Here is a 21,087-nt window from a genome sequence, read left to right as displayed (position 1 = left end):
CGGACTCAGCGTGGGTTCGATTCGGACGGGGAGACGGCGCTCGGGACGCGAAGCGTGACGATCGACCCCCGCGGCGCGTTGGCGTCGAACCCCAGCGTCCCGCCGAGGGCCGTGACGATCCAGTGACTCACGTAGAGGCCGAGGCCGCTCAGGTGTTCGACCTGCGAGCGGTCGCGCTCGCCGGTGAGAATCTCATATTCGGCGGGCGGAATCCCCGGCCCGTCGTCGGCGACCCGCACGTCGACGTACCGGCCGTCGAGGCTCTCGACCGCCGTGATCTCCACGGACGGCTCCGGCCTGTCGTTGTGGGCGACGGCGTTCTCGACGACGTTCTCCAGGGCGATTCCGAGCGCTGCCGACCCCGTCACCCAGACCGGCTCGGACGGCTCGGTGGTGAACGAACAGTCCGGATAGGCGTCCTGGAGGTCCGAGACCACGTCCGCGACCAGTCGCGTCACGTCGATGGGTCGACGTGCAGTGTCGGTCGCGATCACCTCTTCGACGCGACGGATCTGCTCACAGGTGTCACGGAACTCCGCGGCCGCCGTCACGGCCTGCTCGGCCTGTGCCCGCGTCTCCTCGTCGACCGAGTCGGCCAGCATCGACGCCATCCCCGTGACGACGTTCAACTGATTGCGACTGTCGTGTCGGAGGACGCGCGAGACGACCGCCAGTCGCTCCCGCTGGTGGTGCTCCGTGGTCCTGTCGACGAGGTACACGACGGTGTGGTCGGCACCGGCTCCCCGATCGAAGCGGTAGAACTCCCGCTGCCCGAACCGGGTGTCCAGCGTGACTGAGGTCGGGTCACCGTCTAGCGTGCTCGCCTGGTCGACCACGCTGGGCCCGGCGTCGGCGTCCTCGTCGGCCGGCGCGAGCACGTCCTCGATCGGCTGGGCGGGCAGTTCGTCGGCAGTGTAGCCGAACAGCTCCTCGAAGGCTGGATTGACCGCGTCGACGGTCGGCTCGGGACCGGCCGACTGCACGACGATCGGGATCGGTGCGTGCTCGAACACCGCTGCGTCCGGCTCACGCGGCGGGCCGCGGTCGTCGCTTCCGCGGTCGGGGTCGCGCTGCTCGGAGCGGTCCGGATGGCGTCGTTCGTTGGAGTGGCCCGTCATGGTTCGGTGCTCACGGGCGATCGACGTCCCGGAACTCGAAGCGCGCGCCGCCGTCGCTCCCGTCAGTGATCGAGACCGTCCAGTCGTGGGCGTCGGCGATCTGGGTGACGATCGCCAGCCCGAATCCGGTGCCGTCTTTCGAGGTCGTGAACCCGGATTTGAGGACGGCGTCGCGCTTGTCCGGCGGGATCCCCGGACCGGTGTCCTCGACGTAGAACCCGTCGGGGAGGGTGCCGACGCGAACGGTCGCGTCCGCACCGCCGTGTTCCCTGGCGTTCCGGAAGAGATTCTCGAACAGCTGGACGACGCGGCCGTCGTCCATCATGAGTTGGTCGTCGTCGACGACGTCCAGTTGCATTCGGGCCGTGTCGACGTGTGCCCACGCGGTCACGGCGACGTCTTCCAGCGACGCGGGCGCGGGATCGAGCACGGTCTTGCCCTGTTCGGCCAGCGCGAGGAGTTCCTCGATCAGTTCCTCCATGCGATCGACGGCGGTCTGGATCTCGTCGAGCGCCGCACACGGATCGTCCGCCTGTCGGGCGACGTCCAGATACCCCTCCATGACGCTCAGCGGGTTCCGGAGGTCGTGGGCGACCGTCCGCCCGAACGTTTCGAGGCGGTCGTTCTGCCGTTTGAGCTCGCGTTTCTGTCGTTTGCGCTCGGTGACGTCGTGATTGATCGCGACGAAGTGGGCGATCTCACCGTCTTCCGTGATGGGCGAGATCGTCTGCTCGATGACGAGTTCGTCCCCGTTCTTGCGCTCGTCGACGATCTCGCCCTTCCAGACCTCGCCGTCGAGGATCGTCGCCCAGAGGTCCTGGTAGAACTCCTGATCGTGTTCGCCGGACTTGAGCAGCTCCGGCGTCTCGCCGAGGGCTTCCTCGCGATCGTAGCCGGTGATCTCCTCGAAAGCGGGATTGACGTATTCGATGGTCCCGTCCGTGTCCGTGACGACGACAGCGTGTCCTGCCTGCTCGACGGCCTCGCGGAACATCTGGAGCGCCTGTTCGCGCTCCTTGCGCTCGGTGATGTCCTGGATCGTGCCGACGTGTAACTCCTCGCCGTCGACGGTGATGTTCGTCGTAACCGTGTCGACGGGGAACGTCTCGTCCGTGTCGAGTCGTTGATGGATGGATTCAGCGCGGCGCGTCTCGCCGACGTCGAACGAGTCCCAGTACGCCGCGAAGCGGTCGGCGTCGAGATCCGGATTCACGTCCACGATGGGGCGGCCCATCAGCTCCTCGATGGTCGTGCCAAGCATGTCGGCGTAGGCCTCGTTGGCGTACTGAACTGTTCCGTCCTCGTCGTAGGCGGCGATCCCCGTGCCGACCTGGTCGAACGCCTGCGCGAAGAACTCGAGTTCCCGCTCGTGGGCCTTCTGTTCAGTGATGTCCCGGTTGATGGCGACGAAGCCCGTGATCGCCCCCTCGCTGGTGATCGGCGAGATCGTCTGGTCGATGACGTAGCGCTCGCCGGTCTTGCGTTCGTTGACGACCTCGCCCTCCCAGACCTCGCCGTCGAGGATCGTGCCCCAGAGCTCCTGGTAGAACGCCCGGTCGTGTTCGCCGGACTTGAGCAGCGCCGGCGTCTCGCCCACCAACTCCTCGCTCGTGTAGCCGGAGATGGCTTCCATCGACGGGTTGACGTACGTGATCGTCCCGTCGGTGTCCGTGACGAGCATCGCGTGGCCCGCGTCCTCGATGGCTGCGTACAGGTCCCGGAGTTTCTGCTGTTGGCGCGAGATCGTCACGCAGCTGTCGATCCGGGTCGCGAGCAGCTCGTAGCGCGTCTCCCCGGTGTCCTTTTCGAGGTAGTCGTCGGCGCCGAGCTGGATCGCCCTGCTCGCGACGCGTTCGGACCCCTGGCCGGCGAACATGATGAACGGCAGGTTCGGGAACCGCTCGTCGACCTCCTGGAGGAGCTCCAGCCCGTCCATGCCGGGCATCGCGTAGTCACTGACGACGCAGCTGATCTGGGGCGCCGTTTCGAGGCGATCGAGCGCGTCCTCGGCGCTCGACTCGGTGGCGACGTCGTAGCCGTGTTCCGCCTCGAGATACTCCCCGACGACCGAGCCGAACCGGTCGTCGTCGTCGACGAGGAGGACGGACGGCGCCGCGTTCTCCAGCCCGTCTCCCGACGGTTGCCACGACTGTGACAGCTGTGAGAACGACGACGTCATCGGCACACCTCCTGTTTAGAATCCGTGATTTCTGAGAACGGCGAACATGACATGTGAGCAATCATTTGGAGCCACCACACAGACGACCGCGGCGAGTCGCGGGTTGGTCCCGGCGCAGTCGCACAGTTCGCTGCAGACGACCGAACGCACTCGACAGGCGGCCGCCGAGCGATCGCTGCCGCGACGACTCGGGACGGGTGAGCGAGCGTCTTCTTACGAGGCTGTCACTATTGATAGCATAAGTATCACCTTCATTTACAAGCTCACTAGCATGTTCGACCATCTTATCAGAAGAGTGGCCATAAGGATAATAAACTACGAACGGGATTCCCAGAGTTTGAGAATGGTTGGTGTAAAACGTCCAACCATACCAAAGAGGATTAAATCCGACTGCAGTGTGAGAGCCGGCCGATGTCGAACTGTCCTGTCGAAACAGCAGCGGCTGTTTTCACATGTTGAGAACGTCCACCACGCATTCACCCCACCTTATCGAACACGGATTTGTCACGGGGCGCGTGCAGGGCTTGTGTCTGTTCGGGATTGCCGCTGTCCCGTGATCCAGGGTCCATCACGAAGCTCCCTTCCCCCCACGTGGATCCTTTTTCACCACAAAGACACGCCCAGTCTGCGGTCTGCTGGTTCGCGTACCGGTCAGTGCAGGAGCTGACAGAGACAGCTAGTATCCGTGAGCAAACCCACTACCGCTTTAGACGGCGGTTCGGTCACCCTGGGCTGAGGGCTGCAGCAGCGAGTCCAGCGTTCCGAGGAGCGCGTCTCGCCGGAACGGTTTCTCCAGGAACGCGTCGACGCCGTGGTCCGAGAGGTCGATCCGCGGTTCGATGCCGGAGATGACCACGAGCGCGGGATCGAACTGCGACTCGGCGATCTGCGACAGCAGGTCGTGTCGCTGTGTTCCCGGGGTCCGCCAGTCAGTCACGATCGCATCCGTCGCCTGATCCAGCGACGCCAGGAGTCCGTCACCGGTGTCGACGTGCTCGACCGCGTAGGTGTCGCCCAACCACGTCGTGTAGATCTCGCCCAGTTTGGGATTGTCCTCACAGAGGATAACCGTTCGCTCAGCCATCATTTTGGAGTGTGAACCATTCCCAAGTAAAACTTACTAATGTTTTACTATACTAATATGTAGAGATTTGGAGCCGTCAGTTCGGCTCTCGAAAATACTGATCGCCGGACGCCGCGTCGCGAAGGGGAGTCATCGACCTGCTGACGACGCCTGTCCGCGGCCTTCGAGGACGGCACCGGAGACGCCCCCGGCGGCGGCACACAGCGCTGGATAGACGATGCCAGCGAGGAAGACGCCGGCCAGCCGATCGGGCGCGCCGGTCGCGCTGCCGACGCTCACCGCGAAGAGGAACACCCCGGCGATCGAGAGCGCCAGATACCCCGGCAGGGCCGTCGCGCCCACGAGCGCGCCGCGGGTCGTGTCCGCCGTTCCGTCGGCGCGTGCGAGGGCCAGCCCCGCAGCGAACAGCAGCGCGATCGGGAGTCCGTAGAGGAGCGCCGTGAACCCGCCCTCGCCGCCGACGTAGGATACCGACCCGCCACCGACGAAGGGGATGTCCTGGAACACGGTGCTCACGAAGTGGGCGTTATAGAACACCCAGCCGACCATCTCGTAGGTCGCCGGCGCCCCGTCGAACGCCTCGATGATGCGGTTGAGTGAAGAGTTGCGGAGATCCGGCGCCACGAGCACGTACGTGAGGAGATAGCCGAGCACCCAGGCGGCGGCCCCCGTTGCTGCACCGCGAACGACCGGCAGCGTGTCACGTTGTATAGACATAGTCGAGTGACTCCTCATCCGGGCGTCTATTGAAAGCCCCCGTCGGTGAAGCCGATTTTCACCAGATTACGCCAGATTTTGGCCGTCGAACGGATTTCGAGCCCCCGAGACGAGGGTATCAGCGGGGAAATTGGCGTTCTAGGGAGTCACTAAGTCGGTACTGAGTTCGGCGCGCACACATACCGGTCGGTTCGTCTTTTGAAAAGGGAGATCCGTTCACGACGAATCGACATCCACCCGAGATGGGCATCCGCTACCAGCCGTCACCGCTGGCTGTAGCGGCATCTTGCGGGTTCATGCGCTGTTCGTTGGGATTTTCCGGGGCGTCTCTGGCCGAACGCCGTTGAGCGGAGTCCGTCGAACCCGCGCTCGCGGGTTCGTGTGGACGCCACTCGTGATTGTCCCACTTGAACCGCATGGGCCGTGCCGTCGGCCCTGCTATCGAGTTCTCGGTCGCTTGAGTCAGGAGGTTCCGTGATGCAGCGAGGTCAGCGTGGCCATCGAAGCCGCAGGCACACGTGAGCGTCCGCTGATGACGCGTCGTCGTTTCAATCCGGCCACAGTCGGGACACGACTGTGACGTCCCCGCTTCGGAGTGGACGACCACCTCCATGCCGTACTCTTCACAGACAGCTTGCAACTGGTTGGTGAACTTCCGGTACGTCCAGAAGTTGTGAACCATCTCGTTCACCTCGGCAGTCCATTTAGCCTCGAAGCCACCGGAGAGGTCGCCAACGATCACCGTAGCAACCCCCTGCTGATGTAATCTGGAAACGAGATCACGAACGAGTGCCTTGACAGCGTGATCCCGCCGTCGGGTTCGCTTCCGATACAGTCGTCGAATACGCCGGCTCGTCGGCTGGTCGTCCGGTAGTTTGGCTCGCAGGTCGGCGATGTGTTCGGTCGTCTCGCGAAACCGCTCGAACAACGGTTTGCCGTTGTATCGGTACTGCTGTCCGCCGCTGGTCGTACAGGCGACGAGCGTGTTGACACCGAGGTCCAGGGCAGCCGTCTGGTGGGCTAGTGGTGAATCCTGTCGGTCGTCGGGGACCGTCACAGGCTGTGATGCCCTGAACGTCTCGGAGAGTTCGTCGTATTCGATCACCAATCGGCCGGGGTCGCCTTCCCAGTGTGGCTCGCCACGGACTTCGAGTGACAGCCGCTCGTAGTACCCCAGTCCGTACTCGTCTTTGAGGTCTTGACCGATTCTGATCTCCAGCCGGGAGCGGTCTCCCCACTGGATGTCGTAGGCATCGTTTCGCACGTACGTGCGCAGCTCACGGCCGTCGTCCTCGTTCCCCCAGTATCCCGGCGGGGACGGACTCTCGTCGGGATTCTCACAGAGCGCGAAGAACGACTTCCAGGCTTCGCTATTCCGTCGGATGACCGTCTGGGCGGATGCACCACCGAGGACGCCGACGTACCTGTCGTAGAACTTCTCGGTCTCCCAGATGTTCTCGTCGTCGAAGAACCGTTGGCGACGGGCGTAATTCACTTCGTTCCAAAGACTCGCCGACGCGTCGAGCATCCGGCGGAGTATCTCCGCGTCGCGATCAGTCCGTGGGACGACCTCGAAGGTATTCGTGCGAATCATCTCTTGGAGGTGCCGACCGTCGCAGGACTGGATGGTGCCGTCTTCACTGATAAGGATCAGCCGCTAACTCCCGACACATTCGATTTCATCCATTTACTGGAGTTCTACTGACAGCCGGCGCCCATTGACGGCTGATATAAATCCCCATCTGAATCCAGTGGGGGCTAACTGGCGGTTGGCTCCGAACTCAACGCTAATACCCCGAGCACGCAGGTGAACCTCCAACGGGAGACGAATAAGGAGGTCCTCTGTTGTGCCGGTGCGCTGCCGGCCATCAGCGAGTGTAACGACTGTGCAGTATAAGTCAGAGATAGGTCGTGGCTGCCGGCCGCTTGCGGCCGGGAGCGGAGGGTGGGGACGTGGGGTGGGTTGGTGGCTCGGTGAAGCGAAAAAGGGGTGGAGCAGCGCTTCGCCGGCCAGCCGCCGTCTACTCCGGCATCGCCTTTCGGCCGGTGCGGACGCACTCCCAGCAGGGGAACTCGCCCGGCAGCTCCCCACAGTCACAGTCGATCTCCGGGCCGGCATTTTCGGATCCATCGCTCGCCTGGCCACCGTCAGCCGCCACCGGGGTCGTCCGGGCTGCGTCCAGCACTGGGCTACGGATCGCCACCGCCACCCGATGCTTGCAGGCGCCGTCGAATCGCTCGTCAGCCGGACAGGTGCAGGCCGTCGGCAGGCCGTCCTGGACAGTCACCGTGTACTCGTGGTCTGCAGGGTCCGCGTGACTGCAGTTGCGCACGCGGACACCGTCGTCGATCACTGCGAACTCGAAGGCTTCGTACTGGGCACGCTTTGCGACGCGGGTCGGGAAGTCGAGTCGGTCCAGTGGATGCATACGTAGATCGAGCGCCCGCGCGTGAGCGCTCGCCCATCAGCGCGCAACAAAACGACCTGCGAGAGCGACTCGAAAGGAAGGACGGCCCGCCCCTACCGCGAGTCCCCACGAGGAATCTCGTACCGGGCGATACTCCGACGGTCACAGCACGGACAGACGTCGACGGCCGGCTCGACGGTCACGCCACAGACCCGACACTCGTGGACGACCGTGAGCGACCGGCGTGGGAGGAACGGGAGCAGCCGCGAGCGGATCATCGCGAGCACGCCACCTCGGACCTCCGCAACGCGTCGCGGTGTGCCCGCACCGTCACGGGCGTGACGGCAGCGGCGTCCGCGAGATCGGCCTGTCGCACGTCCACCTCCTGCTCTGCTGCCGCGACTTCCAGACACGCCGCCGCGAACCCCGCCGGGTGTGCACCGATACTGAGCGTGGCCTGGTGTGCTCGTTCCGCGAGTGTCCGGGCGAATCGCTCCGTTTCCACGGGAAGGTCGACCGCCGACGCCAGAGCCGGAATGAACGCTCGGGGACGGCGCGGCGGCACAGGCAGGTCCAATTCTCGGTTGCAGACGGTGTAGGCGTTCGCCACGCGACTGCGTGAACACCGTGCCACCGGGGCGACGTCGTCGAGCGTCATCGGTCGCTCCGTGACCCGGCAGGTCGCGTACACGCAGGCCGCCGCCACCGACTCGATCGCGCGCCCCGGCAGGAGCCCCTCGGTCTGGGCCGTCCGGAAGAGGGTACATGCTTGTTCGCGTGCGTCGCGCGCAAGGCCGAGTGCTGCAGTGATGCGTCTGATCTCCGTACAGCCGTGGCCGAGGTTGCGTTCGGCCTTCGAACCCCATTTCCCGCGGCTGTGTTCCCGCCGGAGTCGCGCTAGCTGGCGGCGCTTCGACTGCGAGAGTGTGTTGCCGTTCGCGTCCGTCCCCGCGCCGATCTCCGTCGACAGCCCGCGGTCGTGCCGCGTTGCTGTGAGAGGCGCGCCAGTGCGTTCTCGCTGGGCCTCGTCCTCCGGGAACGTGCGTGGTCCCCTGTGGTCGAAGCGATACTCGTCGAGGATCAAGCCACACTCAGTGCAGGTCGTCTCCCCGGCCTCCGTTCGGAGGGTGCCATCGCACTCGGGGCAGTCGTCCGTCGGCGGCCGTTTGTCGGTCTGTTCGTCGAAGCCATGGGCGTAGACGTCGCTCGATGCCATGTCGAATCAGCGCGAGGCCGAGGATGGCCCCGCACCCCTTCGGGGGGCATATAATGATGAATATCGAGAGAGGGTCTCTGCGGGAGAGCGTGGGATCGCTGCATCACAAACTCCGCGTTGGTGTTGGAGTTCGCAACAACGCTTATGACGTTGTGGCCGATACCAACACCCATGGGCGGGGATGATGAGGCACAGCAGGTCATCAACGTCACGAAGGACTTTGGCGATCACTACGCCGAGATCAGTGCCTTTCGCGTCCCCACATCTGACCGCTATCCCGAGGGCATCAAGTACTCGATGCAGTACGGGAACGCAGCAGGAGAGACCATCATCCGCTACGATAACTTTCCCGACCATCCAGATGCAGCCCACCATCACAAACACCGGGCTGATGGCAGCGTCGAGGACGTCGACTTCGACGGATTGCAGGCCCTCTTCCAGCGGTTCAAATCCGAGGTGATCGAGCATGGACACGACTGGTGATACTGACGACACGGCTGATCGCACGCTGCACGTTCGCTTCCGTGAGGGAGACGACGAGAAACTGGAAGAAACGCTCGCTGCGCTGGATCGCGGGGAGACGCCGGAGCCACATCTCGAGGTGGTCTACCACGATCCAGCCGATGTCCATCGCGTCACACGACCGAAGTCACTGGAGTTACTGCGAGCGATCGTCCAACATAAACCGGCGAGCATCCGGGAGACGGCACGGCTCGTCGACAGGGATGTCAGTCAGGTCCATCGTAACCTGACCGAACTCGAGGAGTTACATCTGATCAACCTCGTCGACGACGGGCACGCGAAACGACCAGATGTCTGGTACACGGCCATCGATATCGATCTGCCACTCGTCACTCCGGTGGTCGATTCCGACGAAGCAACGGCATGACGTCCCGCCTCGCTGTTCACTGACATTCGAGGAGAAAGGCTAGGGATGTCGTAGCATCGGTGAGGGAAATCACCGCAGAAGCGCAGGTGGCAGGAGAACCCTCACCAAGCCACCGTGTTTTCGACCGTGTCGATAATTGATGCAGCCGTCGTGCTGATCCGCCCGAGTCGCTCCGCGATCGTGTCCGTGTCGTCACCTGCCCACGTCGCAAGGTAGAACGCCGAGTTGCTCGTGTCCAGCCCGAAGTATCGCCCGACGACGTACGCGACGGCCTCCGCCTCAACCTCTCGCTTGGCCCGTTCGGTGTCGTCGTCGACGCCGACGTGCAACAGTGCATGGGCGTACTCGTGGACGAGCGTTCGTGCAAGGTCGGCCCGGTTCGACCGGTCGACGGCTTCGACGCGTGGCCGATCAGCACTCGGTGACTGTTTGCAGATGCCCCGGGCGTCACCGTGGGTCCATCGACTCGGTGGGATGATCCGGGCTTCGATATCGAAGGTGTCGGCCGTCGACCGGAGTGCCGGGACGAGGTCCTCACCCTCACCCTGTGCCGCCGTGTCGAGGTCCGGCAGCGGCTCACCCTCAGTCTGGGAGATGTCGAACACCGGCGCGGGTTTGAAGCCGACCAGGCCTTCCGACCACTCCTCTGGCGGCGTCTCGTCGTACTCGCAGTCGCTCTCCTCATGGTACGACAGCGAGTTCTCGCACTCCGGGCAGCGCGTCGTGATGATCGGTGCCCAGATCCAGATGGCCGACTCGCCCTCTGTGACGTGCCTGTCGAACTCTTCTTGCCACGTTCGGTAGCCAGCAACCTTCGTCGCTTCCGGACACTGCTCTTTGATCAGTAGCGTATTCCGGTGGGAGTAGTCGTGGAACCGACTCTGAACGTCGAGCCATTCCTGGAACTCCGCGCTGGCCACTGCCTCGTCGGTGAGTTGCGTGAGATCCTCGATCCAGTCGGTGATCGTACTGCGCATCTCGTCGTCGCGCGTCTCCCGGTCGCCGAAGGAGACGTGCGTGCTATCGCTCTGTGACATTGGGTTCACACGGGCCACTGCAGTGTGCCCCGCACCCCTGTCGGGGCAGAAAAAACGCCGTTCGGCCCAGTAGCCAACGCAGTCTCTGCGAGCAGTGGTGGTTACTCACCGGACGGTCACTGCGAAGGGATTCGGTGACGCACGAGAAGCAGTGAGTGCTGGGTACGAACCGACTGGTGGGGTTACTCTGAGAGTGGCGTGAACTCGCGAGCGTCGCGCTTGACCGGGGCGTCGTCGGGGACGCCCTCGTGGTTGAGGAGGTCCTCCGGATAGGCAGCGTTGGCCAGGCCGATGAGCAGCGGTTCCGCCTCCGCCAAGTAGGCGTCGTACCCGTAAGGACCGGGGTACGCCGCAGGATCCCAGGCCCGAATCCAGAGATAGACGTCGTCTGATAGGGTCCGCGTCCCCTGCTCGAAGAGGGCGTTCGCCCAGGCGCGTTTCTTCTGGCTCTCACCGAACACCGTGTTCGTGAGTTCGCCCACGTGCCAGTAATCGCCATCGCCCCAGCGGGCAAAGCTCCGGGTCGCGTTCCGGTCCTTGGCGATCTCGGTGAAGTTCGCACTCAACTCGTTTTTCTTCCCGTACGCTTCCGCCTTCCCGATGTACCGTGGGATAATGTCGGTCGACTTTGATGGCGTGCCGTCTTCGGCGATCTGATACATGACGTACAACAGCCCGTCCGGGCTCTCTGATCGGACGCCGGTCTCGTGGACGCACGTCCGTCCCTCCTGGCGAATGCGTTCGTCGATCGCCGCACTGCGTTTGAGCCGATCATTTTCTGTGAGCTGGACCTGCCCATCGTCGGTCGTCGCGAACAGTGGGATCGGATCAGTCGGTGTGTCCTGGATATCCTGCAGGATCGTCTGCTCGACCCACGCGTGCCAGAGTTCGGCCTTCGTCCGATCGTCAGCCGGTGGCTCGCCAGTGTGTGGGAGCGTCGTCGGGTCGTACTCGTCGGCCCCGGTGAGCCAGTCCGGACCAACTTTCCCGATCTCGTGGATCACGCGATTCGGTACGAACTCGCGGTTGGCGAACACCCGCTCGAACCGTGGCATCGAGTGAACCAGGCCGACGAGTTTCGCCTCCAGTTCCTGCCGGTAGGTCGGATAGCCGTACGGCCCCTGATCGAGCGTGTCGACGTCACAGATCCAGGCGTACAGCGGCCCCGCAGCCTGCTCGGAGACGCTGGCCATGTGATCGTATTTCGACCAGCTGCCCCACGAGCCGTCGTCTGCCCACTCGTCGACCGGCAGCGCGTCCCGGATTTTCTTGAAATGCTGGTGGAGGCGGGACGTGATGCTGTTCGTCTCCCCGATGTAGACGGGCGTGATATCGCCGGCGTCGGTCGCTGGCTCGTCCAGCAGATAGAGGAGGTACAGATACGCCCCGTCGCCACGGCCGTAGCGATAGCTGTCGAACGCGTCGGTCGTGTCGCGCTCCGTCCCGCCCGCATCGATCATCGGAACTGGATCCGGCGTTCCAGACGCCTGGACATCGGCGAGGAGCGTCTGCGCGATCCAGTCGTCCCACAGCTCGGCTTTCCTAGCCATCAGTTATTACTGAGTATAAATTCCCACTGGGAACAAATTTCGGTTAAATTACGGTCAACAGAGGAGAAATGAGAGGATGTAGCTCCGAAAAGCAAGCGGATTACTCAATTCTCATCATCCTCCTCAGACGCCTGAAACCGAGGGTCAATTGCTGGGTCACGGTTCTGAGATCGAGCCATCTTTTTCGCATTTCCGACCGCAGAGTCTTGCTCCTCTTCCTGTACCGTGAATTCCTTATCTCCGATCATTTCTGCAGCAATTTCGTGAAGGTTCTCAGACGATGAGGAAGCCCAATTTCGGTACGACCGCTGACTACTAGACAGGCGAGTATCAGAGGAGGAACGACCGTCCCTTGCTGAAGGCCACGCAGTTCCTTTCTCAATGAAGTCCGTTTGTTTCGTGATCTGTACTTGTATTTGATCATCCTTCCGATAATAATGGTCCCTCACCCGGCGAAACTCGAACATTTTCCCGACCTCAAGATATGGATGAGACACCCCGTTCTCCACAATAAACACGACTTTCTCGGATCCATCTTCGGTCGTGAGTGATCCTTTGACATCCGGACCCGTAGATGACTTCATAACCCAAGAAACGTTATTGACAACGGCCTCAACCGAAACATACTCACCAGTTCCGCTCAGTTCGGAGAGGGTGCGTCGGGGGAGTGTATCTTCAGAACTAGACTGGCTTGACGTAGAATGGTGGGTTTCTTTGGATTCATGGGATGACGAGTCCTCACTCGCCGGTTCGTAATCGATCGGAGTGAACATCAGATAATTTGGATCATCTCCCCCACTGATCGTGTATCTCGAGACTTCTCCCTTAATTTGAATCGGACTATTTGACGCTGGAATCTCATTATCTCCTAAAAATAGACAGACGACATTGTCATCCACAGCTGGCTCTTTGAGCTGCCAGTTATCATCCGTGTAGCTGACGGTAACTGTCCCAACCTTCCCCTGCTCTGTGATCCAGGGACTCGACATATTATATTATTACCAAATCAGCAATTAATCATTTTGCAAAAGTGCATTCTGTATGCGGTTAATACAAATTCAGAGTTAGATGATGTCGGTTGAATTCACAGGCGGTTCGAGTGACCCAGACATACCAGCTATGCAGCATGGTCGCCATCTATACCACTACTAAAAGATTGCAACAAGGCCATCTCACTCGAACTGCTCTAACGTGGTGGCCATCGAGTCGTCCGACGCGATCTCCTTTTCCAGATCGTGTGGGTTCGGCGCCGGGAACTCGACGACCGGGTCGGGTTGATTGACGCTCTCGATGAGCGAGGAGAGTTCATCGAACAGCGGCAGATCGGCCCCGGTGCCGGTGATCTCACACCAGGCACGTGATCGGGTGACGCCGACGAACGCGGCGTTGCGTGCCTGGACGCGTGAGTCACGCCAGTCTGCACGTGCGATCCGTTCGGCGTTCACCAGATAGACGGAGGCCGCTTCGTTCCCCTTGGCCCGTCTGATTCGGGAGATCGTCACTTTCCCGTCCTCTTTGAACACGCTTCGGTCACCGTTCCAGACGAGGTTGGCATCGATCCCGTCCGCGGCGAGCTGGTCTGCGATGAACTCGCCTGCTGACCGCCCGGTGTCGTAGCCACCGAACGGAATGACCATGACTTCCTCCGGCGCCAGGCCCTGCCGCTCGATGTCACCTTTGATGCGTTCGGCGACGTACTCGAGCTCGGCCTCTTTCCCCTCGAAGGACATGAACCCCAGGAAGGGGGCGGCCTCCGGTTCATCCTGCAGTGGGTGTGGTGAGTACTCCGGCGGGCGCGTGATCCGAACGGGATCGCCAGGCGTCCTGAAATCACCGTCGAGCACCTCGTAGCCGATGTCTTCCCAGCCCTTCTGGGTGGTAATCGCCTGAACGGGGCCATCCGCACTCTTCAGCCCCATTCCCAGCACGTGGGCAACCATCAGCACCTCCCGAGGCGTGCGGTAGGACTTGCGCATGATGCGGCTTTTCTGGATCCCACCCTGGTACGTGCCGCGCAGGTCGACGCGGGGGTCACCGTTCTCATCAGTCCCGAAGACGTTCTTCGGGCTGGGTGCCTGCAGGCTCGTCAGATTTTGTGCCTCGTCGTAGGCCCAGATGAGCCGCTTTGGCTCTGTGAGGGCGGCGTAACACATCTGGTAGAACGCCGGCTGCATGTCCTGGGCCTCGTCGATCAGGATCGCATCGAACTCCTGCTGGATATTCCCGTCTTCGAGGACTTCCTCACAGCAGGCCGCGAACACGTCGTCACGATCGCCAAACGCCGCCTTGGCCTCGTCGTAGGTTTTGGGCGTGAGTCCCGCCTGTTGGGCGATTTTATAATAAATGCCGTGTTCGCGTTTGCCGCCCCAGCCGTGGAGCACTTCAAGCCGCCCCCAGTCGGGATCGTCACCGCCGAAATCGGCATAGAACCGCCGCACGTGTGACCGGATCGTCTCGTAGAGACTCCGCGTGTAGAAGGTCACGGCGATCGTCCAGTCCGGGTGCTTTGCGTGCATCGCCGCGGCTTTCCGTGCGATCAGCACCGTCTTGCCCGACCCGGCGATGCCACGGATCTGCTGTGGACCATCGGGGATTTCGAGGCCGATCCGCTCCTGTTTCTCATCGAGCGTCTGGAGACCCTTTTCGATCTGCTCGTAGTGAGCGGCTTTCGTCGCTGCATCCGCGAGGATGGGGCCGCGCTCCCCGCTGATGGCCTGGCCACCGCTGAGAACCGCCCGTGCACTGAGATACTCGTCGACGCTCAGCTCCGTCTCCCCCAGGACATCCGCCAGGCGCTCACGCAGTGATTGGGGCGTCAGATCGTCCTGGCAGAGCACCCGTGGACTGGAGGGCAGGTCAGCAAACCCGTGGGCTTCCCACTCGTCACGCGTAATATTTGGTAGGGCGACGATCGGGGTCAGGACGACCGAACACTGGCCCTGGTCGTCCATCAGCTCGGTTTCGCGCATCATCTGCGAGCGCACGCGAAAGCCCTGATCACGTGCCTGGGAGTACGGAGCTGCTCGGTCCTGTCCCATGTTCTGGAGGATCCACGTCGCGCCTTCGATCCGATCGAGATGCTCGATCCGATAGCCCTTGCACTCGATGACGATCAGGCCGTAGTCTTTGTGGAGGAGGAGAAAATCCGCTTCGCGATCGAGATCCTCGTTGTGTTCGTCGATGATTGGAAACCGATAGTAGGCGACGCCGACGTCAGCCGGCCCAAAACAGCGTTTGAGACGGTCCCAGACGTCCCGCTCTGCGTCGGTTCCCGAGTTAGAGTCGTCAAACTCCGACGCGATAAACTCCATACCGGAGCCGTAAACAAGGCTACATGATATGTCTTATCGATCGACAATCAGTTTCGATACGCGGTTGTTATCTGGCAGTCTGGATATTCCTCTCAGACTGATACAAATTCCAATCACGCAAATGGTACTGCAAGCCGCAGATCGGATGCGTGAATAGTGAATCAGGGCTCTGTTTGCGAAGCAGAGCAGACTTCCGAATATTCGCAGGATCGGCATTTCGCTGGTTTCATCGTTGGTTTCGGGTCACGCTCGTTTCGCCAGTAGCCAAGTGCCCACTCCAGATCGTCGATGAAATCAGCCGTCGCGTACTCCGAGAGATGCAGACCGGCTTCGGGCTCAGCGTGCAATTCGGTGTACCCCAGATCCCACGCGTCGTATTCGCGAATCACCTCCCGTTGCAGATTCTTCGCAGCTATCGGATCAAGCGACTGCTCATGGCGAAGAATCGCAATGGTCAGGGAATCCGTCTCTAACCCTAAACTGTCCAGAATATACCCGTAGAGCCATGCCTGAACGCGCTGGTCTTTAAACAGGTAATCAAGACGGGAGGTCGTTTTGTGCTCGACCACGAGCTGCGGGCGTTGGTCCTCAAACAGCACGGCATCGGGGGACCCACCGAGGAGGAACTCGTCCACTTCACCGAGGAACGGACTTTCGAGGACGACCTGTCGTTCGCCACGTTCCAGGGCCGCCCAGAACTCGTCCTCGTCGCTCGGTTCAGCATCGTCGGCTACCGTCTCGTGTATCTCTGATCCACGGGCTGTGGCTAGCGTCTCGATATCACCGACTTCCCGTTCGAGGGCGACCTTCTTCTCACAGAAGAACTGGCGCGCAATTGTGCTCGGGGCAAGGGGAAGCCGCTCGGACTCCTGCAGGGCAGTGAATAACTTCTCGTACCTGGCACGGACGTCCTCGATCATCGTACTTCCACCTGTTCGTTGCACTTCGGACAGTGATAGTACTCGATCGTCACGCCATGCATTCCTTCTTCGTAATGAGCACCCATCTTGGCAGCGAGTTGTTCGGCGAGTTGGCCGTCAGTCATCGTCTCAGGATCCGGCTCGAAGATGCGACGCTCGTTGCCTTGGTACTCCATTCCTGTGCCACACTCCGGACAGGGTTGTGTTCGTGGCATCATACATACCAAAGAAGGGATGTAATAAAAATATTCTGTACGTTTGTATACTTTACTCAGTGATTCACCCACATTGTTCACCATCAAGCACATCTTTCAACCAATTCCAGTACTGGTCGCATTCACCACTCACGTGAGTGGCAGTCTCACGTCTTGGTGTGAGCTTGGAGTTGTCCGCCAGACGAGGACTGCGTTACCTCTTGGTGAACCTGGCTAGCACCAGTTGCTAATGCTTTCTGCGGCCTGACTCAGCGAGTGCGAAGGAGACAGCTAGGAACAGGTGACAAAGATAGCTCAATAAGAAAACGTGCGGCCACGCTTGCACGTTGCAGATCTCGAAGAAAGTGTACGAGACGGCAGGTCCGTGAGTGAGAAATTACAATTGCCAAGAGGAATTCCTGCTGCCACACGGTGTCCGAATGATGAGCTCGTTACGGGAAGCAACCGTCTCCACCAGCTTTGCCTGCATGTACTCGAGCGCGTGCTCAGGTGAGAACACATCGCGATCGATCAGGTCACCACAGATGTCTTTCAGTGCCTGAAACTCCCCGCGTGCGTAGCCGTCACCGACGGGTTCGCCGTCGGACCACCGCACAGTCCGGAGCGCCCCATTGCCGACCGTTGGCGACTCAGTGATCGTCTCGCAGTCGTACTGCAACCCGAACCAGTGGGTTCTGTACGCTGTCACCTGAAAGTCGGGATCGACGACGTAGAACGCCTCGTGGTGCAGGAAATCTAGGTACTCGGTGAGGATCTCCTCTTTGGTGATAGCGATCGCCAACGGGTCGTGATCGACCTGTCCGGCGAGCATGTCCGCCGCAGTGACGTGTGTCGACGCCGTCTCCTCGTCATAGGCTTCGACGAGGGCATCGAACAGAATGCGTGGAGTATCATCGCCTGGCTCGTCACCACCGAAGGGTGTCACCGGGGTGATGGCGTGTTTCAGTCTGAGGTCCGCTGCTCCCCAGTGGCTGTAGTGGAGGTTGTAGAGACTATCCGGTCGTTCGTACGCAATGAGTGCTCGATGTCCCATTGGAGTCACGCGGGGACGGTGTGTCGCCCCGCACCCCGTCGGGGGCAACAAACCAACACCATGGTCGAGATAGTGTGAGATCCGCCTGCCACGGACACACCTGCTTCGAAGTTAAATCTTGACACAATACGATTTCTTTATTCAAGGTCCAGTGAGTTTATCTCGGACGATCCACTGTCATTCGTGGGGTGACATACGAGTGTCCCTAGTCCTCTTTCGTTCTTGAGATAGTGCAGCGATCGGCTTAACGCGAATCTCTCCGAAGCCGTATCGGGAATGGGAACCGATTCGCTGGAGGCCGTTTTTCGCCGTCTCCACTGGACGGTCACCGGTGTACTTCACGACCTGCCCGTGGTCAACCGTCTGGAGGCGGTACACCTCGCACTGTTCCAGCACCTTCTCTTCTCGTTCCCGGAGATCCTCACGATCTTCGGCCCACCACCACGGCACCGGCACGTCGTCGGCGTTCGGGTAGTCCGACCCCAACACGAACGGCGTCACTAACTCGATAAGCCATGCTTCACTGCCCTCCAATCGGGAGTAATCCAGCGCATCGAGGGAAACCATCTGTGTGTCCTGCAGCGCGACTTCACCGTAGCCGTAGTTGCGCTTCCCGCCGAACTGGAGACCATCAAGCACCTCCTCACCCAGTGGTAGCGTATCGGGGTCATCGGCGTACAGGTAGCTGTGAATGTGCCACTCCGTCGTCTGATATTGCTTTCGCTGGTCTGGCCGGCGACCCATAATCGTCTCGTGGGCCAGCGTTGGATGGCCAGCCTGAACCCGCAGATCGTGCGTGTTCAGCGCAGCCCGAGCCCGACTATCGAGGAGCCACGGGTGGACGGCCTCCCGCTGGAGAAACAGATCGTCATAGGCCTCCACGTCCGGCAGCCCGCTCCCGAGGTACGGACGAACACCACTCTGTGTGTGTTCGTCAGGAAACGTGCCAAACTGGCCAGGAACGAACACGCCATGACTTGCTGACAGTTCTCTGTGTGTCTCCGGCGGAAGTTGTTGTCCAAGGGCGTGGAGGATAGCGTTACCCGAGACGTAGTACGGATGGCCAATGTAGTCCATCCGGAGCTTCCACAAAACTTGCTGAATCTTCATAGTGATACTGCAGTTTCGTCAGCTAGATCAGTTGGCCCGTAGTCCCAGTGCTCGAAGTCCTCGATGTACTGGAGTGCTGTACTCCACGACTGGATCCGTCGGAGGTTCGCATCGAGCGCCATGTCCCACTTCTCGCTGTCCGTGTCGAGTGGGTGGGCTGTCAGTCGCGTCCACACCGATGCCCACGACCGCCACGGACGACTGCCAAGCCGGGCGCTGGGCATTCCATCGGCCTTGCCATCGATACGGAACGCAAAGCGTTCACCGTCGAAGATAGTGCGGAACGGGACGACCGTACCCGCCGAGTCGACGATGAGCCGAAGGTCAGTGAACTCATGTCCAGCCTGGTAGTTGTCGAGCAAGGCCGCAACGAGCAACGTGTGGTACTTCAGGCTCGTGTACGGGTGATACACCGACTCGTTGAACGCCGCTGCCACGTCGGACCCCAGCCATCGCTCGTGGGCGATCTCGGCATTCGCAACAGCGATCAGGTCGTGGACCTCGCTCTGGATGGTCGCCCGTGAGAACTCCCCGGGGTCGTAGGCAGTCTCGCCAGTGAGCAGTGACAGTCGGTAGTGATTGTCGTGTGTCGGAACGGTCCGCTCTTGCGTCTGTTGAGCCCGCGAGAGCGCCGCTGCATCGCCGTCTGCCCCCTTGGGAACCGGCTGGTTCACGGCTACGCCAGCGAACTCCTCGCGAGCGTTATCATGGCTCTCGCCGGTGAACTTGTGCGCGTCGTGACGGAATGCCGCCAGCATATCATCAACCATTATTTATTGTCATTTGACTACTCGATTCTCGATCTTACCCCTCAACACGGTCTTCGAGGGCTGATTCGAACTCGGAGAGGTGTTTGTCCTCCCACGTCTGGTCTTTCTCCTCCATCGTCTGCGTCTTCCCCCGTCCCCGGTCGAACACTCGGGCGAGTTCCCGCTCCTCGTAGAGGGGATTCACGAGGGCACACTCGACGATCCCGGCACCGAAGTTCCTGGCCCCACCTAACTGGTGCATGAAGTCCGTGCAGTTCTCGTTGAGGTACCTGATTGCTGCATCGAGGAGTCCGAGGAACTCGGGTTTCAGCTCGCGGAAGGAGAGGTGCCAGGCCCCGTCCAGGTTGGCCACGGCATCGACCTCAACGTTCCGGAGCGGTTCCCGATTGTCCGCTTCGTTCCGCGACACGACGTTGCGATTCAGCCGCCGGTAATGGCCCTCCGCCTGGCCGCGGGTGTAGTCGACGCTCGACCGGACGGGCGAGAACTGGATCGGCCGCCGCATCACCTTCCCTGGAACGCCGCCGAAGCCGCCGAAGAGGTCGAACACTAGACAGCCGTCGTCGGCTGTCGGGTCCTCCACGCAGTCACCCTTCGGGTGGTACCCGGCGTCCAGGTCGCGTTCGTAGACGTCGTCCTTTCGGAAGTTGGCGTTCGACTCGCCGGGGTGGCAGGCCGTCCCGCCGTGTTGCTGAACGACACGTTCCATGCCGTGGCGGAGCCAGCCCGACAGGGAGAACGACGGGATGATGCCGCCGATCTGATTCTGGGGGTCGTCGGGGTCGTAGTTGCCACTGCTCGCGTGGTGGCGGTCCGTGATGATCGAGTCGCCGATGACCAGCAGGTCGGTCTGGATGCGTACGTACACGTCCGGGCCGACAGAGTCCAGCAGGGCCGCATCGGCCATGCTACGGTTCACCCCCTTCGACCATGGGACTGTACGCGACCGGCTCAACCTCGTGGCGACAGCCTGCACAGAAGGTGCGGTCGCTGGTGGCGAGTGGATATCCTTCGAAGAGTTGTTCCATTATCAACATTTTATTTCTTTATTGGTCAATCCTCACGATCCACCGACTGGAAGTGCTGATAGATTCCATCGAGTCTGCGGGACTCTGTACGTCGCCCCGCACCCTTCAGGGGCGACAGAAAAACCGTGCTGTGCAGTCCGGTGTCTTACCCTACAACCGAGTGCGTAGTGGCGAAGTCGGCAGTTCCAGCTTTGGTTATCAGATAATTGTCATAATTCGACTGCTGAATACAGGGCGCGTATCTCGAAGGATTCTTTCCCACCGGTTTGGCGAAAAAGGTTCAAATCTATATTCCGAGTCCAGTGTATAAAAGAGGATTTTACCGCCCACTCAGGTGCCGTCGGTTTGAGCGTCTTAGATAGCGTCAGATACTTTTATCAAATACTCTTACCATTCTCAGATAATGAGTGGATCTACGGGTCGTGTAATTGGGAAATTGGGCTCTGGTGAATCGCTGGACAGCGTCGGCTTCGACCGTCAGAACTAGGAGTAAGAAGCGGGA

The 21,087-nt window shown here is 61.1% G+C and carries 20 protein-coding genes; 2 read left to right on the top strand and 18 right to left on the bottom strand.

Features of this window, described 5'->3' with window-relative positions; genetic code table 11:
- Positions 1 to 5: 5 nt before the first annotated feature.
- The 8 genes from ACFR9U_RS07235 to ACFR9U_RS07200 form a co-directional block, all read right to left on the bottom strand.
- Positions 6 to 1,118, bottom strand: coding sequence for a PAS domain-containing sensor histidine kinase (locus ACFR9U_RS07235; protein ID WP_247376059.1), 1,113 nt, complete (start codon positions 1,116 to 1,118; stop codon positions 6 to 8).
- 10 nt (positions 1,119 to 1,128) lie between these two features.
- On the bottom strand, positions 1,129 to 3,297 hold the full coding sequence (locus ACFR9U_RS07230; protein WP_247376060.1) for a hybrid sensor histidine kinase/response regulator: 2,169 nt from the start codon (positions 3,295 to 3,297) through the stop codon (positions 1,129 to 1,131).
- Between the two features lie 706 nt (positions 3,298 to 4,003).
- Entirely contained in the window at positions 4,004 to 4,381 is a 378-nt protein-coding gene (locus ACFR9U_RS07225) for a response regulator (RefSeq protein ID WP_247376062.1), read from the bottom strand.
- Between the two features lie 129 nt (positions 4,382 to 4,510).
- Positions 4,511 to 5,098, bottom strand: a complete 588-nt coding sequence (locus ACFR9U_RS07220) for a DUF7978 family protein (protein ID WP_247376064.1) — start codon at positions 5,096 to 5,098, stop codon at positions 4,511 to 4,513.
- Positions 5,099 to 5,351: 253 nt separating this feature from the next.
- Positions 5,352 to 6,692, bottom strand: a complete 1,341-nt coding sequence (locus ACFR9U_RS07215) for an RNA-guided endonuclease InsQ/TnpB family protein (protein WP_247376067.1) — start codon at positions 6,690 to 6,692, stop codon at positions 5,352 to 5,354.
- 427 nt (positions 6,693 to 7,119) lie between these two features.
- Entirely contained in the window at positions 7,120 to 7,527 is a 408-nt protein-coding gene (locus tag ACFR9U_RS07210) for an SWIM zinc finger family protein (protein WP_247376070.1), read from the bottom strand.
- 92 nt (positions 7,528 to 7,619) lie between these two features.
- Positions 7,620 to 7,784, bottom strand: a complete 165-nt coding sequence (locus tag ACFR9U_RS07205; protein ID WP_247376071.1) for a hypothetical protein — start codon at positions 7,782 to 7,784, stop codon at positions 7,620 to 7,622.
- Entirely contained in the window at positions 7,781 to 8,722 is a 942-nt protein-coding gene (locus ACFR9U_RS07200) for a transcription initiation factor IIB (protein WP_247376074.1), read from the bottom strand. Before ACFR9U_RS07200 ends, ACFR9U_RS07205 begins: the two co-directional genes overlap by 4 nt.
- Before the next feature lie 171 nt (positions 8,723 to 8,893).
- On the opposite strand from ACFR9U_RS07200, the gene ACFR9U_RS07195 reads away from it, so the two are divergent.
- Together ACFR9U_RS07195 and ACFR9U_RS07190 are read left to right on the top strand one after the other, a co-directional pair.
- On the top strand, positions 8,894 to 9,205 hold the full coding sequence (locus ACFR9U_RS07195; protein ID WP_247376076.1) for a toxin-antitoxin system TumE family protein: 312 nt from the start codon (positions 8,894 to 8,896) through the stop codon (positions 9,203 to 9,205).
- Entirely contained in the window at positions 9,189 to 9,611 is a 423-nt protein-coding gene (locus ACFR9U_RS07190; protein WP_247376079.1) for an HVO_A0114 family putative DNA-binding protein, read from the top strand. The genes ACFR9U_RS07195 and ACFR9U_RS07190 overlap by 17 nt, the downstream gene beginning before the upstream one ends.
- Before the next feature lie 101 nt (positions 9,612 to 9,712).
- On the opposite strand, the gene ACFR9U_RS07185 is transcribed toward ACFR9U_RS07190, so the two are convergent.
- The 10 genes from ACFR9U_RS07185 to ACFR9U_RS07140 all read right to left on the bottom strand — a co-directional run bounded on the left by ACFR9U_RS07185 (position 9,713) and on the right by ACFR9U_RS07140 (position 20,464).
- Positions 9,713 to 10,648, bottom strand: coding sequence for an ArdC-like ssDNA-binding domain-containing protein (locus ACFR9U_RS07185; protein ID WP_247376082.1), 936 nt, complete (start codon positions 10,646 to 10,648; stop codon positions 9,713 to 9,715).
- Between the two features lie 182 nt (positions 10,649 to 10,830).
- The gene (locus tag ACFR9U_RS07180; protein ID WP_247376084.1) at positions 10,831 to 12,198 is read right to left on the bottom strand and encodes a GIY-YIG nuclease family protein; all 1,368 of its coding nucleotides are present in this window, start codon (positions 12,196 to 12,198) and stop codon (positions 10,831 to 10,833) included.
- A 104-nt stretch (positions 12,199 to 12,302) separates the two neighbouring features.
- On the bottom strand, positions 12,303 to 13,187 hold the full coding sequence (locus ACFR9U_RS07175; protein WP_247376087.1) for a hypothetical protein: 885 nt from the start codon (positions 13,185 to 13,187) through the stop codon (positions 12,303 to 12,305).
- A gap of 183 nt (positions 13,188 to 13,370) precedes the next feature.
- Complete coding sequence (locus ACFR9U_RS07170; protein WP_247376090.1) at positions 13,371 to 15,509, bottom strand: NERD domain-containing protein; 2,139 nt, start codon at positions 15,507 to 15,509, stop codon at positions 13,371 to 13,373.
- Between the two features lie 161 nt (positions 15,510 to 15,670).
- The gene (locus tag ACFR9U_RS07165; protein ID WP_247376093.1) at positions 15,671 to 16,429 is read right to left on the bottom strand and encodes a PD-(D/E)XK nuclease family protein; all 759 of its coding nucleotides are present in this window, start codon (positions 16,427 to 16,429) and stop codon (positions 15,671 to 15,673) included.
- A complete protein-coding gene (locus tag ACFR9U_RS07160; protein ID WP_247376095.1) occupies positions 16,426 to 16,644 on the bottom strand; it encodes a hypothetical protein in 219 nt (72 codons plus the stop codon). The genes ACFR9U_RS07165 and ACFR9U_RS07160 overlap by 4 nt, the downstream gene beginning before the upstream one ends.
- Before the next feature lie 376 nt (positions 16,645 to 17,020).
- Positions 17,021 to 17,677 carry a DUF6735 family protein gene (locus ACFR9U_RS07155; RefSeq protein ID WP_247376097.1) on the bottom strand — a complete coding sequence of 219 codons (657 nt, stop codon included), beginning with the start codon at positions 17,675 to 17,677 and terminating at the stop codon, positions 17,021 to 17,023.
- Between the two features lie 177 nt (positions 17,678 to 17,854).
- The gene (locus tag ACFR9U_RS07150; RefSeq protein ID WP_247376098.1) at positions 17,855 to 18,787 is read right to left on the bottom strand and encodes a hypothetical protein; all 933 of its coding nucleotides are present in this window, start codon (positions 18,785 to 18,787) and stop codon (positions 17,855 to 17,857) included.
- Positions 18,784 to 19,557, bottom strand: a complete 774-nt coding sequence (locus tag ACFR9U_RS07145; RefSeq protein ID WP_345893350.1) for a DUF8168 family protein — start codon at positions 19,555 to 19,557, stop codon at positions 18,784 to 18,786. Before ACFR9U_RS07145 ends, ACFR9U_RS07150 begins: the two co-directional genes overlap by 4 nt.
- Before the next feature lie 34 nt (positions 19,558 to 19,591).
- A complete protein-coding gene (locus ACFR9U_RS07140; protein WP_247376103.1) occupies positions 19,592 to 20,464 on the bottom strand; it encodes a hypothetical protein in 873 nt (290 codons plus the stop codon).
- Between the last annotated feature and the right edge of the window lie 623 nt (positions 20,465 to 21,087).

The sequence above is a fragment of the Halorientalis brevis genome (assembly GCF_042678165.1).
GTDB classification, from domain to species: Archaea; Halobacteriota; Halobacteria; order Halobacteriales; family Haloarculaceae; genus Halorientalis; species Halorientalis brevis.
The sequence above is the reverse complement of the archived record's forward strand: the minus strand, read 5'-3'. Positions and strand labels throughout refer to the sequence as shown.

Coding starts and splice junctions, on each gene's coding strand:
- ACFR9U_RS07235 (WP_247376059.1), bottom strand. CDS start 1,118: ATGACGGGCCACTCCAACGAACGACGCCATCCGGACCGCTCCGAGCAG.
- ACFR9U_RS07230 (WP_247376060.1), bottom strand. CDS start 3,297: ATGACGTCGTCGTTCTCACAGCTGTCACAGTCGTGGCAACCGTCGGGA.
- ACFR9U_RS07225 (WP_247376062.1), bottom strand. CDS start 4,381: ATGGCTGAGCGAACGGTTATCCTCTGTGAGGACAATCCCAAACTGGGC.
- ACFR9U_RS07220 (WP_247376064.1), bottom strand. CDS start 5,098: ATGTCTATACAACGTGACACGCTGCCGGTCGTTCGCGGTGCAGCAACG.
- ACFR9U_RS07215 (WP_247376067.1), bottom strand. CDS start 6,692: ATGATTCGCACGAATACCTTCGAGGTCGTCCCACGGACTGATCGCGAC.
- ACFR9U_RS07210 (WP_247376070.1), bottom strand. CDS start 7,527: ATGCATCCACTGGACCGACTCGACTTCCCGACCCGCGTCGCAAAGCGT.
- ACFR9U_RS07205 (WP_247376071.1), bottom strand. CDS start 7,784: ATGATCCGCTCGCGGCTGCTCCCGTTCCTCCCACGCCGGTCGCTCACG.
- ACFR9U_RS07200 (WP_247376074.1), bottom strand. CDS start 8,722: ATGGCATCGAGCGACGTCTACGCCCATGGCTTCGACGAACAGACCGAC.
- ACFR9U_RS07195 (WP_247376076.1), top strand. CDS start 8,894: ATGGGCGGGGATGATGAGGCACAGCAGGTCATCAACGTCACGAAGGAC.
- ACFR9U_RS07190 (WP_247376079.1), top strand. CDS start 9,189: ATGGACACGACTGGTGATACTGACGACACGGCTGATCGCACGCTGCAC.
- ACFR9U_RS07185 (WP_247376082.1), bottom strand. CDS start 10,648: ATGTCACAGAGCGATAGCACGCACGTCTCCTTCGGCGACCGGGAGACG.
- ACFR9U_RS07180 (WP_247376084.1), bottom strand. CDS start 12,198: ATGGCTAGGAAAGCCGAGCTGTGGGACGACTGGATCGCGCAGACGCTC.
- ACFR9U_RS07175 (WP_247376087.1), bottom strand. CDS start 13,187: ATGTCGAGTCCCTGGATCACAGAGCAGGGGAAGGTTGGGACAGTTACC.
- ACFR9U_RS07170 (WP_247376090.1), bottom strand. CDS start 15,509: ATGGAGTTTATCGCGTCGGAGTTTGACGACTCTAACTCGGGAACCGAC.
- ACFR9U_RS07165 (WP_247376093.1), bottom strand. CDS start 16,429: ATGATCGAGGACGTCCGTGCCAGGTACGAGAAGTTATTCACTGCCCTG.
- ACFR9U_RS07160 (WP_247376095.1), bottom strand. CDS start 16,644: ATGCCACGAACACAACCCTGTCCGGAGTGTGGCACAGGAATGGAGTAC.
- ACFR9U_RS07155 (WP_247376097.1), bottom strand. CDS start 17,677: ATGGGACATCGAGCACTCATTGCGTACGAACGACCGGATAGTCTCTAC.
- ACFR9U_RS07150 (WP_247376098.1), bottom strand. CDS start 18,787: ATGAAGATTCAGCAAGTTTTGTGGAAGCTCCGGATGGACTACATTGGC.
- ACFR9U_RS07145 (WP_345893350.1), bottom strand. CDS start 19,557: ATGGTTGATGATATGCTGGCGGCATTCCGTCACGACGCGCACAAGTTC.
- ACFR9U_RS07140 (WP_247376103.1), bottom strand. CDS start 20,464: ATGGCCGATGCGGCCCTGCTGGACTCTGTCGGCCCGGACGTGTACGTA.